This window comes from Gilliamella sp. B2887 (assembly GCF_026537015.1).
Taxonomy (GTDB): domain Bacteria; phylum Pseudomonadota; class Gammaproteobacteria; order Enterobacterales; family Orbaceae; genus Gilliamella.
Window position 1 is genome coordinate 12,499 of sequence record NZ_JAFNMX010000018.1, and the last position, 16,665, is coordinate 29,163.

Annotated in this window: 20 protein-coding genes; 19 read left to right on the forward strand and 1 reads right to left on the reverse strand. The window is 35.9% G+C overall.

What is annotated here, in order from left to right; translation table 11 throughout:
* Positions 1-447: 447 nt before the first annotated feature.
* From J3U13_RS11550 to J3U13_RS11155, 3 genes are all read left to right on the forward strand, one after another.
* On the forward strand, positions 448-672 hold the full coding sequence (locus J3U13_RS11550) for a phage holin family protein (RefSeq protein ID WP_416380229.1): 225 nt from the start codon (positions 448-450) through the stop codon (positions 670-672).
* The gene (locus J3U13_RS11150; RefSeq protein ID WP_267342128.1) at positions 632-1,165 is read left to right on the forward strand and encodes a lysozyme; all 534 of its coding nucleotides are present in this window, start codon (positions 632-634) and stop codon (positions 1,163-1,165) included. Before J3U13_RS11550 ends, J3U13_RS11150 begins: the two co-directional genes overlap by 41 nt.
* Before the next feature lie 67 nt (positions 1,166-1,232).
* Positions 1,233-1,574 carry a hypothetical protein gene (locus tag J3U13_RS11155; protein WP_267342129.1) on the forward strand — a complete coding sequence of 114 codons (342 nt, stop codon included), beginning with the start codon at positions 1,233-1,235 and terminating at the stop codon, positions 1,572-1,574.
* Between the two features lie 429 nt (positions 1,575-2,003).
* Here the strand turns inward: J3U13_RS11155 and J3U13_RS11555 are convergent, their stop codons facing one another.
* Entirely contained in the window at positions 2,004-2,213 is a 210-nt protein-coding gene (locus J3U13_RS11555) for a helix-turn-helix domain-containing protein (RefSeq protein ID WP_416380663.1), read from the reverse strand.
* Positions 2,214-2,256: 43 nt separating this feature from the next.
* On the opposite strand from J3U13_RS11555, the gene J3U13_RS11160 reads away from it, so the two are divergent.
* The 16 genes from J3U13_RS11160 to J3U13_RS11235 all read left to right on the forward strand — a co-directional run.
* Positions 2,257-2,958, forward strand: a complete 702-nt coding sequence (locus tag J3U13_RS11160; RefSeq protein ID WP_267342130.1) for a hypothetical protein — start codon at positions 2,257-2,259, stop codon at positions 2,956-2,958.
* Positions 2,951-3,388, forward strand: coding sequence for a hypothetical protein (locus tag J3U13_RS11165; protein WP_267342131.1), 438 nt, complete (start codon positions 2,951-2,953; stop codon positions 3,386-3,388). Before J3U13_RS11160 ends, J3U13_RS11165 begins: the two co-directional genes overlap by 8 nt.
* A 122-nt stretch (positions 3,389-3,510) precedes the next feature.
* Positions 3,511-4,122 (forward strand): HGGxSTG domain-containing protein, encoded by a 612-nt coding sequence (locus J3U13_RS11170; protein WP_267342132.1) that lies wholly within the window; start codon positions 3,511-3,513, stop codon positions 4,120-4,122.
* Positions 4,103-5,374 carry a terminase large subunit domain-containing protein gene (locus J3U13_RS11175; protein WP_267342133.1) on the forward strand — a complete coding sequence of 424 codons (1,272 nt, stop codon included), beginning with the start codon at positions 4,103-4,105 and terminating at the stop codon, positions 5,372-5,374. The genes J3U13_RS11170 and J3U13_RS11175 overlap by 20 nt, the downstream gene beginning before the upstream one ends.
* Positions 5,368-6,768 carry a DUF4055 domain-containing protein gene (locus tag J3U13_RS11180; RefSeq protein WP_416380664.1) on the forward strand — a complete coding sequence of 467 codons (1,401 nt, stop codon included), beginning with the start codon at positions 5,368-5,370 and terminating at the stop codon, positions 6,766-6,768. Before J3U13_RS11175 ends, J3U13_RS11180 begins: the two co-directional genes overlap by 7 nt.
* A complete protein-coding gene (locus J3U13_RS11185; protein ID WP_267342135.1) occupies positions 6,758-7,822 on the forward strand; it encodes a hypothetical protein in 1,065 nt (354 codons plus the stop codon). The genes J3U13_RS11180 and J3U13_RS11185 overlap by 11 nt, the downstream gene beginning before the upstream one ends.
* A 79-nt stretch (positions 7,823-7,901) precedes the next feature.
* Complete coding sequence (locus J3U13_RS11190) at positions 7,902-8,672, forward strand: hypothetical protein (protein WP_267342136.1); 771 nt, start codon at positions 7,902-7,904, stop codon at positions 8,670-8,672.
* 14 nt (positions 8,673-8,686) lie between these two features.
* A complete protein-coding gene (locus tag J3U13_RS11195; RefSeq protein WP_267342137.1) occupies positions 8,687-9,664 on the forward strand; it encodes a major capsid protein in 978 nt (325 codons plus the stop codon).
* Between the two features lie 14 nt (positions 9,665-9,678).
* Positions 9,679-10,161, forward strand: coding sequence for a DnaT-like ssDNA-binding protein (locus J3U13_RS11200; protein ID WP_267342138.1), 483 nt, complete (start codon positions 9,679-9,681; stop codon positions 10,159-10,161).
* Positions 10,155-10,541 carry a hypothetical protein gene (locus tag J3U13_RS11205; RefSeq protein ID WP_267342139.1) on the forward strand — a complete coding sequence of 129 codons (387 nt, stop codon included), beginning with the start codon at positions 10,155-10,157 and terminating at the stop codon, positions 10,539-10,541. The genes J3U13_RS11200 and J3U13_RS11205 overlap by 7 nt, the downstream gene beginning before the upstream one ends.
* Complete coding sequence (locus J3U13_RS11210) at positions 10,538-10,978, forward strand: hypothetical protein (RefSeq protein ID WP_267342140.1); 441 nt, start codon at positions 10,538-10,540, stop codon at positions 10,976-10,978. The genes J3U13_RS11205 and J3U13_RS11210 overlap by 4 nt, the downstream gene beginning before the upstream one ends.
* A 24-nt stretch (positions 10,979-11,002) precedes the next feature.
* Entirely contained in the window at positions 11,003-12,538 is a 1,536-nt protein-coding gene (locus tag J3U13_RS11215) for a phage tail tube protein (RefSeq protein ID WP_267342141.1), read from the forward strand.
* A 49-nt stretch (positions 12,539-12,587) separates the two neighbouring features.
* Positions 12,588-13,007 carry a hypothetical protein gene (locus J3U13_RS11220; RefSeq protein ID WP_267342142.1) on the forward strand — a complete coding sequence of 140 codons (420 nt, stop codon included), beginning with the start codon at positions 12,588-12,590 and terminating at the stop codon, positions 13,005-13,007.
* 206 nt (positions 13,008-13,213) lie between these two features.
* On the forward strand, positions 13,214-13,342 hold the full coding sequence (locus tag J3U13_RS11225; protein ID WP_267342143.1) for a hypothetical protein: 129 nt from the start codon (positions 13,214-13,216) through the stop codon (positions 13,340-13,342).
* A complete protein-coding gene (locus J3U13_RS11230; RefSeq protein WP_267342144.1) occupies positions 13,339-13,743 on the forward strand; it encodes a hypothetical protein in 405 nt (134 codons plus the stop codon). The genes J3U13_RS11225 and J3U13_RS11230 overlap by 4 nt, the downstream gene beginning before the upstream one ends.
* The coding region (locus tag J3U13_RS11235; RefSeq protein WP_267342145.1) for a tape measure protein at positions 13,736-16,665 on the forward strand (2,930 nt) is incomplete at its 3' end. The genes J3U13_RS11230 and J3U13_RS11235, both read left to right, overlap by 8 nt.

Here is a 16,665-nt window from a genome sequence, read left to right on the forward strand (position 1 = left end):
ATTTATTTAAGCCGCCTTCGGGTGGTTTTTTATACTTGGAGAAAATTATACACGATTTAGAAAACAAAAAACACTTGACTGTTTAAACGTTTAAACGGATAATATACCAATAATGCGGTTCAGAACGCATAAAATATGAGCTCAACTAAATAGTTGGGCTTTTTTTATGTCCAAATTTAGAGGGTGAGGTCTAAAGCTTACCTTAACCCCTCCAAAACAGTCCCTCATATAACCTCTGTAATTCCAATCGGGATATCAAGTTTGGGGGCATCTCAAGACTACTCTAAGGTGCGTCCATAGTAGCTACGCCGAGCTGAACGCGGCGTATTGTATTATGAAGATTAGTAATTTACACACATCACAGAATCGGTAGCAATGCTAGACACACACATAACTAACATTTAGCTAGTACGCTACCCCTCATTAAATCAAATTAAGAAATAAAAAATGGATAAATATTCTTCACCCGTCTCATATTTCTGGGGCGCTATATGTACGCTGTTTGGCGCTCTAAGTCTGAATGATATTGCTGTTGTGGTGGGTATCATTTTGTCTATAGCAACATTTATCATTAACTGGCTGTATAAACGACGAGATTTTTATCACAAAAAGAACCTGAGAGAGCAATACTATGAAAAAAACAAAAAGAATAGTGACAGGTACGATTTGTAGTGTTTCGGTAATTATCAGTATGGTATTAGCTAATCACTCATCTGAAATCCGAACGAGCGAAGCAGGTCTTGAAATAATTGGTAATGCTGAATCATGCGTTAGAGAGCCATACTATTGTCCTGCGAATGCGTTAACAGTCGGTATTGGATCAACTGTTAATGTTGAGCAAAAAACATATTCAGATGAAGAAATAGCTAAGCGCTGGGTGGATGATATTAAAACGGCTGAACAATGCATTAATCGTCATGCCAATGGTTTTCATCTACCGCAATCAGTCTTTGACGCTGTAACTTCAATTACTTTTAACGTAGGATGCACAAAAATGCGTGCATCAACGATGTATAGATATCTAAATACTGGTGAATACAAAGCCGCGTGTAACGAGTTCCCAAAATGGAATAAAGCGGGTGGTAAAGTTTTGAATGGTTTAGTTGCTCGTCGAGAAAAGGAAAGGGCATTATGTCTATCTTATGCTTTATCATCGCCTCAATAATGGCGGTTAATGATGTCAACGGCTGGGGTTGGTTTTTATTTGTATCGTTATTGTTGAGTGATGAGTTATGTCTAAATTAAATACGTCGCTTATGGTAACGACAATAATATTATTTTTAGTGAGCGGATTTTCAATCTACTTCGCTTTCAGCTGCTGGCAAGATGAAAAAATCGCTAAAGAAAAAATTACAACGCTAACCGTTCAAATCGATCAGTTAAATAAAAACATCGAAAAAAACAATCAAGTCATTGCAGATAATGAATTATCAAAACGTGAACTAGAAAATCAATCACTAGAACGGCAGGAGCAAATTAATGAGCAACTTAAAGATAATGATTGTGCTAAGCAGTTTGTGCCTATGCCTGTTTCTGCAAGCCTGTACAACAGAGCGAAAAATATACGTAAATAGACCGATACCAGCCAGTCTGTTAAATGACTGTCTGCCTAATTTGCCACCTAAATTAATGACGTTTGGCGATAGTTTGAAATATAACGAACATCTGCTCAACGTGATTGAAAAATGCAATACAGATAAATCATCAATTAGGAAAATAAATGTCCATATTTAATCAAATACCAAAATCAGAAATCAAAAATGATTTTACACATTACGGGTTGGCGTACGGTATATATCCTATCTATATTTCAAATCATGACACAGAATTACCATCAATCGCCGTTAGAAACTGGTACCCAGAGTGGGGGTTGGATTTATTGCATTTCATGGCTAGCCTAATATGGTGTGAGTGTATGCCTGTGACAATAACAGGCGAAATTAAATAATTATTCAATTTTACTACATAAACTATAAAAATTCACCAGTCCTATAATTTTAAAACTAAATTTTATCTAGTAATCTGAGGTATTTTGCTCGCAATTCTAAATATGCTATAGCCCATTTCGGTATCTCTCTATTATTCCAATTGCTAATCTGCCGAGTTGATATACCGGTAATTCTCGATAGTTCAGCTCGTGTTAGTTGGGCATCTTTTAATAAATTGTTCAAAAAAAGTTTATTTTTCTCTTGCATAATGGAAATTATTTCCATATTATATGGGTGTTAATTCTTATTTTATATTAGGAGAGAGAGAATGGCAAATCCTTTATCAGGGATAGAGACAATTAGAGAGGTCAGAAAAAGTCAAAATAAAACTCTATTGGCATTCTCAACAGGTAAGGATGCGATTGCTACATGGCTTGCTATTCGTGATCACTTTGATGAAGTTATTCCTTATTATTTATATTCGATACCAGACTTAGATTTTGTCAATGAATCCTTAGATTATTATGAGCGGTTTTTTGATGTAAAAATAACTCAGTTACCTCATCCATCATTACATAGATGGATTAATTATAAGGTATTTCAACCACCAGAAAGGTGTTTATGTATTGAACAAGCAAGATTACCGATGCATGATTATGTAAATATCCAGCAAGCGATGTGTGATAAGTTTAATTTAAAACCCAATACATTAGTTGCTGATGGGGTCAGAGCGGCAGATAGCCCAATGCGAAGGGTTGCCATATCTGCTCACGGATCTATTAGCTATAATCAAGTTAAATATCATCCGATATGGGATTGGAAGAAAAAAGATTTATTAGATTGTTTTAATAGACATCAAATTAAATTACCGATTGATTATAAAATTTGGGGGCGCTCGTTTGATGGAATCGATTTAAGATTTTTGTTGCCATTGAAAAAATATCTGCCAAATGACTATAAAAAAGTTCTTGAGTGGTTCCCCATGGTTGAGTTAGAAGTTTTTAGGTATGAGAGGCAATTAAATGGCTAAGTTAACAAAAGAAGAGAGAGACTTATTAAAAGAAAAGGCTAAACTAAAAGCCGTTAATGCTAAACAAGCTATAGCTCGTAAAAAGATAAAAAAAGAGCCTTATTATATAGCTCCAGAGCCTACAGGCGATGTTGAGGTCGATTCTAAAAATGATTTAACAGAATTGCAGGCTTCATTCAGAAAACGGATTGAAGCTGAAAACAAAAGACTTGATTTAACAACTGATAGTGAATATTGGGTTGCTTTGTGTTTCACAACAAGGGAACAAAAAGAAGAGTTTTTGAGGAAGTTAAACTTAATTCAGTTTGGTGATAAATACTTAGACGGGGAGCAGGTAGCAAAAGAGTTAGGTATTGAACTCCAGAAAGTTGAAATGAAATATCAGATTAGCGATAAAATCGATAGAGATTACCAAAAACTTGCAATGTAAAAAAAAACAGCAATTAATTACCAAGCCACTTTATGTGGCTTTTTTTGTGTCTATAAATCAGATGTCAGCAACTGCTAGAAAATAGATTATTTTAAAAACAAACCCCATGAAGAGGAATTTTTATGTCGTTATGCGGGGCAAAAACCCGCAATGGCGGGATATGTAAAAGAAGTCCGTTAGCTGGCAAAACTAGATGTAGGCTACATGGGGGAGCGAGCAAAAATGGTGGTGCCCCCAAAAATAATAAAAATGCCGTCAAGGCTGGAAACATATACTCTCAGTATTTCACAGATGAAGAAAAACTGTTATCAGCAGAGCTTGAGCTAGGTTCGTTAGATGATGAACTTAGATTAACTAAAATCCGCTTAATGAGAGCATTAAAAGCTGAAGCAGAACAGCAAGAGCAGATAGATAAACTTGAACTTGAGGCTTATTCAGAATCTCCAACATTACTTGGAGGAATTCCAGATTACGAAGAACTAGTTACAATAAAACAATTTAGGCGCAGAGATTACGGGGCAATCATCGACAGATTAACAGCGAGAATCGAGTCACTGGAAACAAGAAGGGCTTCACTTGTTCAGATGTCACTAGATGCAGAAAGGAAGAAACTTGAAAACAAAGAGCTTTCGGACACGCTTGCAAGCATTGCTAAAGATGAGCCTATAACTGAAATGGAGGTGATAATTGCTAGGTCGGAAAATACAGGTGACAATGACGGAGCCTCAGGTTGAATTTTTTAATCTTGCTTGTAAATACCCAGCGTTTGTTGGCGGGTTTGGTACTGGTAAAACAGAAACGCTTGCCATCTCAGCTTTTCGTGATGCAAGAACTTCAAGCGATGCGCTAATAGCTTTATATGAGCCAACCTATGACCTCATCAGATTAATTTTAGCTCCACGAATGGAGGATAAACTCAGTGAGTATGGTGTTAGGTATAAATATAATAAATCTGAAAACATTATTTACACATCTTCAAGCGGTATTGGTGATTTCGTATTAAGAACTTTAGATAATCCTGCTCGCATTATCGGTTATGAATCATACAGGGCGCATGTTGATGAAATAGATACGCTCAAAAAACTGAAAGCGCAAGAAGCATGGGTTAAAATAATTGCTCGTAACAGACAAAAGCCAAGAGGGATTTTAAACCCATTTAACAGAGTTAGCGCATACACTACTCCAGAGGGTTTTAACTTCGTTTATGAAAAATGGAAAAAAAGCCCAGAGGACGGCTATGAAATGGTTCAAGCTTCCACCTTGTCTAATCCATTTTTACCAAGTGATTATGTCGATTCATTAAAAAAATCATATCCACCACAACTTATTAATGCTTATATCGATGGTCAATTCGTAAACCTTAAAACAGGTACGATTTATCATCAATTTAACCGTAAATTAAATCACTCCGATGAGGAAATGTCGGATAAAGATACCCTTTATATCGGAATGGACTTTAACGTGGGTAAAATGGCAGGTATTGTTCATATAAAACGGAATGGACAGCCTATCGCAGTTGATGAGCTTATTAATATTTATGATACTCCTGCAATCATCAACGCAATCAAAGAGCGGTACTGGAAATATAGCGGTGGCGACCACATCAAAAGCCGTGAAATCTATATTTATCCTGATGCTTCGGGTGATTCAAGAAAAACGGTTAAAGCCAGCAAAACCGATATCGCACAGCTAAGAGAGGCTGGATTTACAGTTATTGTTAACGCTTCAAACCCACCAGTTAAAGACCGCATAAACTCAATGAATGCAATGTTTTTAAATGCAGAGGGTGAAAGACGTTATCTTGTGAATACAAATAAGTGCAAGCGTTATACAGAATGCCTTGAAGAGCAAGCGTGGGCTGATAATGGTGAACCCGATAAAGGATCAGACAACGATCACCCTAATGATGCTGCTGGTTATTTTATTATTAAAGATTATCCGATTGTTAAACCAGCCTTTACTATTAAAATGGAAACAATATTCTAATGAACGATATCACTTTTATTCGACCAGAACACAAACAAGCATCTATTAACTGGGAAAAAATGCGGGATGTCTGCGCAGGTGCAGAGATAATCAAAACTAAAGGTAATCAGTATTTACCTTATTTAGATCCCACAGATAAGAGTGAGCGTAATATAAAACGCAATCAAGATTATATTGCAAGGGCGGTTTTTTATAGCATTACTGGACATACAAAAATTGGTTTAATTGGTATGGCTTTCCGCAAAGATCCAACAATCAGCATACCTAAAAAGTTGGAATATCTCAAAAGTAATGCAGATGGTGCGGGAACAAGTATTTATCAACAATCACAATCAACTCTTGAATCAGTATTAGAAGTTGGTCGCCATGGTCTATATGTTGATTATTCCTCAGATTCTAATGAGGCTATAATTTTATCGTATAAAGCAGAAGATATTATTAATTGGCGAACAAAGCGAATTAACGGCAAAGATAAACTAGTTTTAGTTGTTCTTCGGGAAGTGGTTGAAGTTTCAGACGGATATGGTTTTAAAGATATCACTCAATACAGAGAGTTAGCTATTGAAGATGGCAAGTTCATTTGTAAGGTTTGGCGTCGCAAAGGAGAAAATAACAGCGGACCTTATGAGATTGATTCTATTTATGAGCCAAAACCAAAAAATCAAGATCATTGGCACGAAATTCCATTTACATTTGTTGGCGCTCAAAATAACGATCCAACAATTGATGATTCGCCTTTATCTTCATTAATTGAAATCAATTTAGGACACTACCGTAATAGTGCTGATTATGAGGATAGTTTATTTTTTTGCGGGCAGGTTCAACCGGCAATCATTGGATTAGATACTGAATGGCGAGATTTTTTGGAAAAAAATGGTGTCAAGATTGGATCTCGTACTCCATTATTACTCCCACAAGGAGGTAATTTTGTTTACGCTCAAGCGCAGCCTAACATTTTAGCTAAAGAAGGAATGGACGATAAGCGTAATTACATGGTCGCTTTAGGTGCAAGGTTAATAGAACAAAACTCATCAGCTAAAACTGCCACACAAGCTAATGGTGATCAAACAGCATCAACCTCCGTACTCGGTATATGCTGCTCTAACGTGTCGGAAGCCTATACTATAGTGTTGAAATGGTGCGCTCATTATCTTGGAGTGGTGGTTGAAGATATTGTCTGCTCTATTAATCAAGAATTTATTTCTAGGGTTGCTGATGCAGGTATGATCACCGCTATTGTTAGTTCATGGCAATCTGGTGCAATCAGAGATGAGGATATGATTAGAGTAATGCAAAAAATAGATATCATTGATCCAAGCGCAGATCCTGAAACTGTCAAGCAAGAGCTTAAAGATGCAGAACCTCGATTTGAAAAGGTAGTTTATGACTACTAATGAAAAATTACTCAATGAAATTATATACCATTACGTAATATTGCAGAGTTACGTTAGTCATCTAATTCAAAAATCTACTTCGTTGATCAATAAATCTAATCGTGAATTAATGGCAAAACTGTACATTGTACTCGATGAAATGTCGCATACGAACTTTCAAATAAAAACGCTAAAATCAAAATTGCAGGCTGATATTGAAATAACAGGATTAATTCAGCTTATTAATGATGAATTGTCAAAATTTTCAGAATATGAATATAGTTATCGATTAGAACTACTTGAACGCTTACTGCCACCGAATGTTATCTCGAAATACAAGTTACAAAATATTAAATCTGAATTATTGCTCTCTTTGATATTTAACAAACCATTTCAGGGTATGACGTTATTGGATTGGTTAAAAAAATTAGAACAGGATCGGATAAATAGGGTAGTTAACGCTATTAGAAACTCATACGCACAAGGTGATAGTAACGAACAAACGTTAGCAAAAATAAAAGGCACTAAAGATAAAAACTATCGTGACAGTGTACTTGCTGTTGTTGCTGTAAATGCTGCATCAATTATTAAAACAGCTATATCTAATACATCAACGACAGTTCAATCAGTTTTTGCGCAAAAAAATGACAAAATTATCAAATGTAAACAATGGGTGTCAGTACTTGATAATCGAACAACCCCGACTTGTATGATTAGGGATTCATTGTTGTACACATTAGATAACGAACCTATCAGGCATAATGTTCCGTATGGCGATGGACCTGGTCGTATTCACTTTTGTTGCAGATCAATCGAAACACTAGTGATTCGGTCATTTGATGAAATGGGGATTATTATCAATGACGAGGACGTCACGAGAGATTCAATGGAAGGTCAAGTGCCTGCTAAAACATCTTATCTTGAGTGGTTAAAAAAGCAATCACACGAACGTCAGGAACAGATTTTGGGTGTTGAGCGTGCGCGCATGTTGCGAGATGGCGAAATAACGGTAGATCAATTTTTTACAAGAGATGGACACTTTTTAACTCTAGACGAACTACGTCGCATACACTAAGTACCAATTATCTATCACAAGGTTGCTATATGCGACCTTTTTTATTTTAGAGCGAGGCTCAATATCCTAAGGGGAAATTATGTTATTTAGAGAAATTAACCGAAAGTTTTATTCCGAAGCGCAAGAGGGCGGAGATGCTGGCGGAGGCGGAACAAAAGTGACGCCAGAAATTGAAGCAATGATTGAACAGGCTGTTAATGAAAAAACACAAATATTAAAAAATAAAAATAGCGAATTGGTAGGAAAGTTAAAAGATTCATCAGAAAAACTTAAGCAGTTTGACGGTATCGACCCAGAAACTGTTAGAACAATTTTACAGCGATTTTCTGACGACGAGGAAGCTAAACTCATTTCAGCAGGAAAAATCGATGAAGTGTTAAACAAGCGTACAGAGCGATTTAGAAACGAGTTTGATAAAAAGCTTAAGGCTGAACAAGAAAAATCTGATAACGCCTTAAAAAAGGTTGAAAAATACAGCGGTATTGTTCTTAGCAATCAAATGACTAGTGCCGCATTGAAGGCTGGCGCGTTACCAGAAGCATTAGAGGATATTGGTTTACGTGCTAAAGGCATGTTTATTTTAGGTGATGATGGCGAGGCTGTTGCAATTGGACAAGATGGCGACCCTTTACTTGGTAAAGACGGCAAAACTCCGTTAACACCTCAAGAGTGGGTGGAATCATTAAAAGATAATGCACCACACTTATTTTCAAGAGCCGAAGGTACTGGAGGAGGAGGGCACAAAGCAGGCAGTTCCAATTTAGTCCGTTCGAAAATGACTAGTACGGAAAAACACAATTACATCCAAAAATATGGTCAACAAGCATATTTAAAATTACCAAAATATTAAGAGGAACTTAAATAATGGCAACAACAGTAAATAATAATTTAATCATTTACAATGATCTAGCGCAAACCGCATTTTTAGAGCGACGCCAAGATAACTTAGATGTGTTTAATGTGGCATCTAATGGTGCGATTCTTATTGATAATGAATTAATTGAAGGAGATTTTCGTAAACGAGCATTTTATAAAGTTAATGGCTCTATTGATCCTCGCGATGTTAATTCGGTTGATCCTATCACAGGCAAAAAAATCGGTGCAGGCGAAGCTGTGGGCGTTAAAGTGCCATGGAAATATGGACCTTACGAAACAACAGAAGAAGCATTTAAACGTCGTGGGCGTGATATTTCTGAATTTTCAGAGGTGATCGGCGTTGATGTGGCTGATGCAACATTAGAGGGTTACGTTAAATATGCCATCAATTCTCTAATAGCCGCTATTGGCGCTAATACTGACATGACAGTAATCGCAGATATTGCTACTGATGGAAAGAAAACTTTAACCAAAGGATTGCGCAAATATGGCGATAAATTTAATCGTGTAGCTTTATTTGTTATGCATTCTACAACCTACTTTGACATCGTAGATCAGGCAATGGATAACAAACTATACGAAGAAGCGGGCGTTGTCGTTTATGGTGGACAACCAGGCACATTAGGAAAACCTGTATTAGTTACCGATTCCGCACCAGTGGATTCAATTTTAGGTTTAGTGGCAAGCGCAGTAAAAATTACTGAGTCACAAGCTCCGGGCTTTCGTTCTTATGACATCAATACGCAGGAGAACTTAGCTATCGGATATCGCGCAGAGGGTACTGTTAACATTGACTTACTCGGTTATAGCTGGGATACGTCAAAAGGTACTAATCCAGATTTAACTAAGCTGAGCGATCAAGGTAACTGGATAAAACACTTTGACAGCAATAAATCTACAGCCGGAGTTCTAATTAAACTAGGAACGTCAAACGCTGGTAGTAAAGCTACAAAAGGAAATAATTAAAGAAAAGGGCGGTAATGATGATTAACGTACATCCATCGCCCGACGCTAATAGTTATGTAACCGAGGATGAATTTAAAGTTTTTTGTGAATTGCGCGAAATTGTTTTATCAGTTAAAGCTAGTATTTTATTGACCAATGCAATGGATTATTTAAATGCACTACGATGGAAAGGAAGAAAAACAGAAAGTGGACAACCACTACCGTTTCCACGAACTGATCTTACTTACGACAACGAAAAAATTCCATTCAATAGCATACCTGAAAATGTCAAATTAGCTCAGTGTTGGTTAGCTGTATATTCTCAAGAAACAGAATTAATGCCAGTTAATGAGCAGTCTCACATTGTCCAAGAAACCATCTCGGTTATTTCAGTTCGATATTCAGATAAAGGTGATGGTTCAACTTATACACCATCATTCCCGCTTGTTGACAAACTTTTATCTGATTTCATTAATTCGGATAAATACGCTATTAGTACGAGGGCTATACGATGCTAAAAAGTCGAAATTATGGGAAATATATCAAATTTAGAAAAATTGCGTCAAAGCTAATTGGTAAGTGGGGTGAAGAAGTTATTGTTACTCAAATAACGTTTGAGAAATCTAACAAGGAATGGTTAGATGATAAACAATTAACAAAAACATTTAAAACAATAATGTTATTTATTTCCGCCAATAATAGCGCCTACTTCCAGAGATATCTTCCAATTACAGAAATTCCAAAAGAAGGGGAGTTTGTTATATTCCTGTATTCTGATGATTACTTACCTAGCGTTGACGATATGGTAAAGCGAGGTGATATAACCTACAGGATGAGTGAAGTTAAGAGCCTTAAACCTGCTGATGTTGGGATTTTAAATTTTGCGGTACTCATATGACAACAAATTATATTAAAGCTCAGGATGAAATGTGCAGTACGTTTAAATCTGCATGGAGTAATTCAGTTTCTATTTTAGGTTATGAGCCTGATATTGGATGGAAAAATAAAGCAAAAAAAACGAAGACATTGACAGATAAATTTTTTTGTCTTTTTTCGACACAAACCACCGTCGAGAAGCAAGCAACACTGTCAGGTTATAATGGTATTAAAAGATATCGATCTCAAGGTATTATTATTATTCAAATTTTCTGCCCGAAAAATGAAATCAATTCAGATTTAAAAGGTAAGCAGCTAGCAATTTTAACAAGAAATGCGTTTAGAAAAAATGGATGTAATGTATGGTATAGGAACGCAAGAATTAATGAGCTGAACCAAGAAGAATTATTCTATAGATTTAATATAATTGTTGAATATGAATACGATGAAATCATTTAATAAGATTTGAAAGGGGTAAAAATAATGGGGTGCGAAAAACATAAAATAGACAGTAATATTACTGGTTTATTTATTGCTGAGGAAGAATGCTTAAAATCACTCTCTGCTTCTCCGATATGGCGAGGTATAGAGCCTAATAGTTATTCTGACTTAGGTGGGTCACTAACTCAAGTTAAAAGGGAAACAATTAATCCATCAAGACAAAGTAAAAAAGGTGTTATTGTTGATATGGATGCCACGGCAGGTTTTACCGTTGATATGACAAAAAATATTTTTTCGTGGCTAATGCAGGGTTTTATGTTCGCGGATGCTCGAGAAAAAACTAGTACTTCACCGATATCCGGAGAAACTATAAAAATTACCGATGTTGATACAACTACTTATAATTTAGAAACGAGTTTAAAAAAAGCACCTTTGATTGGCTCACTTATTTACGCAAGTGGATTTAATAGTCTTGCAAATAATGGCGTTAAAACAGTTACCGAATCAACGCCCGTATCAATAACTGTATCAGGCTCTTTAGTTTCTGAATTAAAACCACCAAGTAACTCATGTATCCATGTCGTTGGCATGAAATTTGGCGTAGGAGAATGTAATTTTATTTTAAACGCTGGGGAGAGACCAAAATTAATTATTACCTCAGATAGTATTAAATTTACCGATCTAGGTTTGACGTTAGGAGAACGTATTTTCATTGGTGGAGATGGGACAAACGCAAGATTCAAAAATAATGTCGGATATGCTAGGATTGAAAGTATTTCTGACGCGGAATTAATGTTTGATGACACAACATTTACGCCAGTTTCAGAAATTGGAGATGGTATTTCGTTAGAAATTTATTTTGGTTCTGTAATCCGTAACGAATCAGAACAGGAGAAAATCATCACTCGCTCATATTGCATAGAACGAACGCTTGGTGCCGATGATAAAGGAATACAAGCACAATATGTAAATGGCGCTGTTGCTAATGAATTAACATTAAACTGCTCGACAGCAAGTCTAGTTACGGCTGATATGTCATACATTGCTTGTTCGACAACAAATAAAAAAGGTGGTGAGCGGTTGGCGGGCATGCGTTTACCGCTGGACGCTACTGACGCATTTAACACTTCCTCTAATATTTATCTTCAAAAACTGAGTATTATTGATGGGCAAAATACCAATCCAAAACCGCTATTTGGTTATGTAACTGAAGCAACCATCTCTATTAGTAACAATGTATCAGGTCTGAAAGCTCTATCAATTCTCGGTTCGTTTGATGTATCAGTCGGTAATTTTGATGTATCAGGCTCACTAACTGCTATGTTCAGTACTGTTGATGCCATTGAGGCTATCAAAAATAATGCTGATGTAGGTTTACTAAGTATTTTTGCCGCTAAGAATACGGGCATAATATTTGATATTCCTCTTTTATCGCTTGGTGGGGGTATGTTAAATGTAGAAAAGGACCAGGCTATTACTATCCCTTTAGAGCAGACAGGAGCTGAAAATAAACACGGCTATACACTTATGTATCAACAGTTTAATTATCTTCCAGATATAGCTATGCCATTAAATTAATAAATCAATTATCAGCTCTTTTTAGGGCTTTTTATTTTATGAGGTAAATATGAGTCTATTTGAACAATTTGAAACAGATAAAAACAAAGAACAAGAAGGCGTTGCGATTGAATATGGCGCAAATAAAGATGGAACTATTCCAACTTTTTATATTGGACGTATAGGGGGTAGTGATTCGGCATACCATTTGCGTTTAAAGAAATTATGTGCTCCTTTTAGACGACAAATCGAACTGGACATCATGCAAAATTCAAAAATGCTTGAGTTGCAAGTACAGGCATTTACGGAAACAACACTTAAAGGGTGGTCAAATGTGCTAGATCGCAATGATAGCGAAATCCAATTTACTAAAAATAATGCAATCATCCTATTTAATCAATTGCCAGATTTATTTGCGGATTTAATTAGTCAATCAACAAATATTGAACTTTTCAAAAGAGCTGAAATGGAGGAGAATTTAAAAAACTAATTGAAGTCCTTAATTACCAAAGAGAATATGGTAAACACGAGGACTCTATTATTAAACAATGCATTATAACCCGTTCAGATTTCCCTGATTGGGTTATCAATAAACCTGAGCTTAAGCCTTTTCTTAATTTTTATTTTGATGCCTTTCTTCTTCTGGATTCTGAACGCTCTCATTGTATGGGCGTAACTGCAATACCCGTAACAAGCATGATTAAACTTGCTCAATTTTATTCTCTTGATAGAGAGGAAACGTCAGATTTTATTTATTTAATTAAAGGTATGGATATTGAAAATATGGCAAAAATTGAAGAAAAGCTCAAAAAAGGGAAAAAATGAGATTAAAACAGTTATCAGGCTATATCCATAAACAACTTCTTGTAAAAGCGAACAATAAAACAGTAAAAGCCGCGCTATCGGCTGTTGAAGACTTAGTTAATGTTACACCAGTCGATACTAGCAAAGCTTTGTCTAATTGGTTGGTTTCGGCAGGAAGTTTAACTGATAAATCCGTTAATGCTCATTATGCTGGAAGTTATGCATCGACAAAATACATTAGTCAAGGGGCTACCATTAATGATGCATTAAAACAGCTCGCTAAAAGGCAATTTGGACAGAAAATTTTTATTCAAAATAATGTTGAATATATAAAAAATCTTGATGAGGGAAGCTCTTCGCAATTTGCTGGAGGATTTAGTGAACGTGCAATCTCTATAATAAGGAGTACGTTAAATGAGTGATTCTATTGTCATAGAAATCTCAGACACAATACCACAAAGTATAGCCTTAAAACTTAAAGATATTGCTATTTATGCTGGTAATGCTGAAGAAAATCTAGCTCGAATGCGTAGTGAATTTAAAAAAATGCTTAACTTTGATCCATTTAAAGACATTAAAGAGGCAATTAAAGGCACTAACGCATCAATTAAAGAATCAATACAAACAGTCAAGGAACAAGTGAACGCATTCTCTGGCGCCAGCGACAAATTAAAAGAAATGGTTAATGCGAGTAAGAGCGTAGAATTAAATAATAAGAACTTAATTACATCGATCAACGCATTAACGCAATCTTATAACTTGCTTGGCAGAGCGGTTAAGTTGGTAAGCGGTTATCTTGGGCTTAATTTTTTGGCCAAAACATCATCAAGTTTGATTGATTATAAAGCACGGATTGATGCGGTTGCGGGTTCTGCTAACGGTGGAAGCGTTGCAATGGAACGATTAGTTAAGCTTGCTAAAAGTACCTACTCATCCTTTGAGCAAACAGCCGAATCATTTTTACAAAACACGATTGCCTTAAAAGATTTAGGTTTAACAACCGACCAGCAATTAACTTATACAGAAGCTTTAAATAACGCGTTATTAGTCTCTGGTATGCGTGGACAAGCTGCCGAAAGTGTAACAACAAGTCTTAATCGTGCAATGATGCTTGGTCAATTAACAGGACAAGGATTAAATACCGTTATTGCGAATGGTGGTGAAGTGGTTGAAGTTTTAGCTAAACAGTTAGGCATTAACGCAAATCAACTACTTGAATATGGGCGAAAAGGTAAAATTACAACTGATGTCATAGCCGAGGCTTTTGTTAGTAACTCTGGAATTATTGCCGAAAAAGCCGCGTTAATGCCAAACCAGATTAACGATGCGATCACTAATCTTCAAACGAGTATTAAACAATATATTTTTAATGTTGATTCTGCATATAAAATCAATGAAAAGGTTGCAAATTCTATTTCTTTTATTTCAGAAAGAATACCTCAATTAGTTAACGTGTTTGGAGTGCTCGGTGTTAGTTACGTTTCAGCGACAGCTTATAATGCTTTATTCAAAACTGGTGTTGATAGCCTGGGTAACAAGACCTTACCTTATGCAATATTAAAGATTAAGGCTTTTACGGCAGCATTAGCATTAAATCCATTTGGTGCATTACTTATAGGGATCACCGCGGTTATTTCTGCATTAACATTTTTTTCTGATGATATAAAGGTCACTGCCGATGAATTTGTAACACTTGGGGATGTTACTCGCATTATATTCGAGGACATTAAAGATTTTGCGGCCAAATCATTAAGTATAGTTAGTGATATTTTCAATAATACAATGTCTTCTATGTCCGGAAATATTGATATTTTTGGAGAAAACATCTTAGGTGTTCTTCAATCGATACAGGCGTTCCATAAGTCCGTGACGAATGAACTAATTGGGCTAGTTATTGCTTTTGGAAAAACAATAAGTTTAATTTGGAATAATCTTGGTGCAACATGGGAGAATGTTTGGAAAGGTATTTATAATACTTCTCTCAGTTTTATGGAAGCGATGGTTAATGCTTGGCAAGTCCCAATAAGGGGGCTTGTTAAATTGATAGGTTATCTTAATCAGGATATGGCAAACTCTGTCACTAGAGCACTTGATGATGTTATTATATCTTTTGACCATTTAAATTTTTCTGAAGAAGCTAAAAACTTAGCATCTGAATTTAAGGCAGTTTGGAGTACAGCTTTAAATCAGGATTATATAGGAATGGGGATTAATGCTGCATCACAGTATTTTGAGGGAGTAACACAGAGAGTTAGAGTTAAGAAAAATGATGAAAAATGGATTCAAGAGGGATTAATTGACTCAAAAACATTTAAAGGCGCTTCAGTTATGTCAAATGATTTAAAACAATTACTTAATTCGCTTAATCCAACGCGCGCAGCTTTAGAAAATTATTGTGAAAGCATAATTATGCTTGAGAATGCTTATAATAAAGGACAGATAAGCTCAAACGATTTTAATTATTATCTCGCGTTACTAAAAAATCAATATAAGGAGAGTTTAAATCCTCTTAATGCTTATTATAATGAAATAAAGCGTCAATCTGATTTGCTCGATTTAACCGCAGAACAACGCAGGGTTGAAATTGAGTTTTATTCAGTACAACAAGATATGATGGCGAAAGGCATTATTCTAAGTGAGCAAGAAAACGCACTATTACGCGAAAAAATTGCTTTAAAACAGAAAAAAGATGATGCCACATCTCTTCAGGATGGTTTATTGAAAAATTCTTTTGGGCAGAAAGTGAAGGATCATAATCTTTTTCTTGATGCTCTAAATGAAGTGGCAAAATCTGAAAAGTGGGAAAAAAGTGATATCGTGTTAGCTTTAAATAATGACAGTAATAGCTTATTTTATGGTATGTTTGAAGGTACTGGCGAGCTAATTAATGCACAAATTGCACAGTTTGAATACATGTACAATCAAATTGATATCTTAACTGAGAAATTTGGATTAAATCAGGAAACAGCAGGAGCACTACGCGCGCAAGTTTGGGCTGCTCAGCAAAACTTAATTCTCAATCAAGCTAATTCATTTTTTGGTGGTCTTGCAGAAATGCAATATTCCAATAATAAAAAAATGGCAATGATCGGCAAAGCGGCAGCGATATCCCAAGCGATTATTAACACTTATCAATCTGCAACAGCAGCTTATGCATCGATGGCTGGTATTCCTTATGTTGGTCCTGCACTTGGCGCGGCGGCAGCGGCGGCTGCGATTGCCGCAGGTATAGCAAATGTTCAACAAATTAGATCGCAACAAGTAGGATTTATGAATGGGGGATATACAGGCAATATAGGGATAAGCGAGATTGCAGGAGTAGTACATGGCAGGGAATTTGTTAT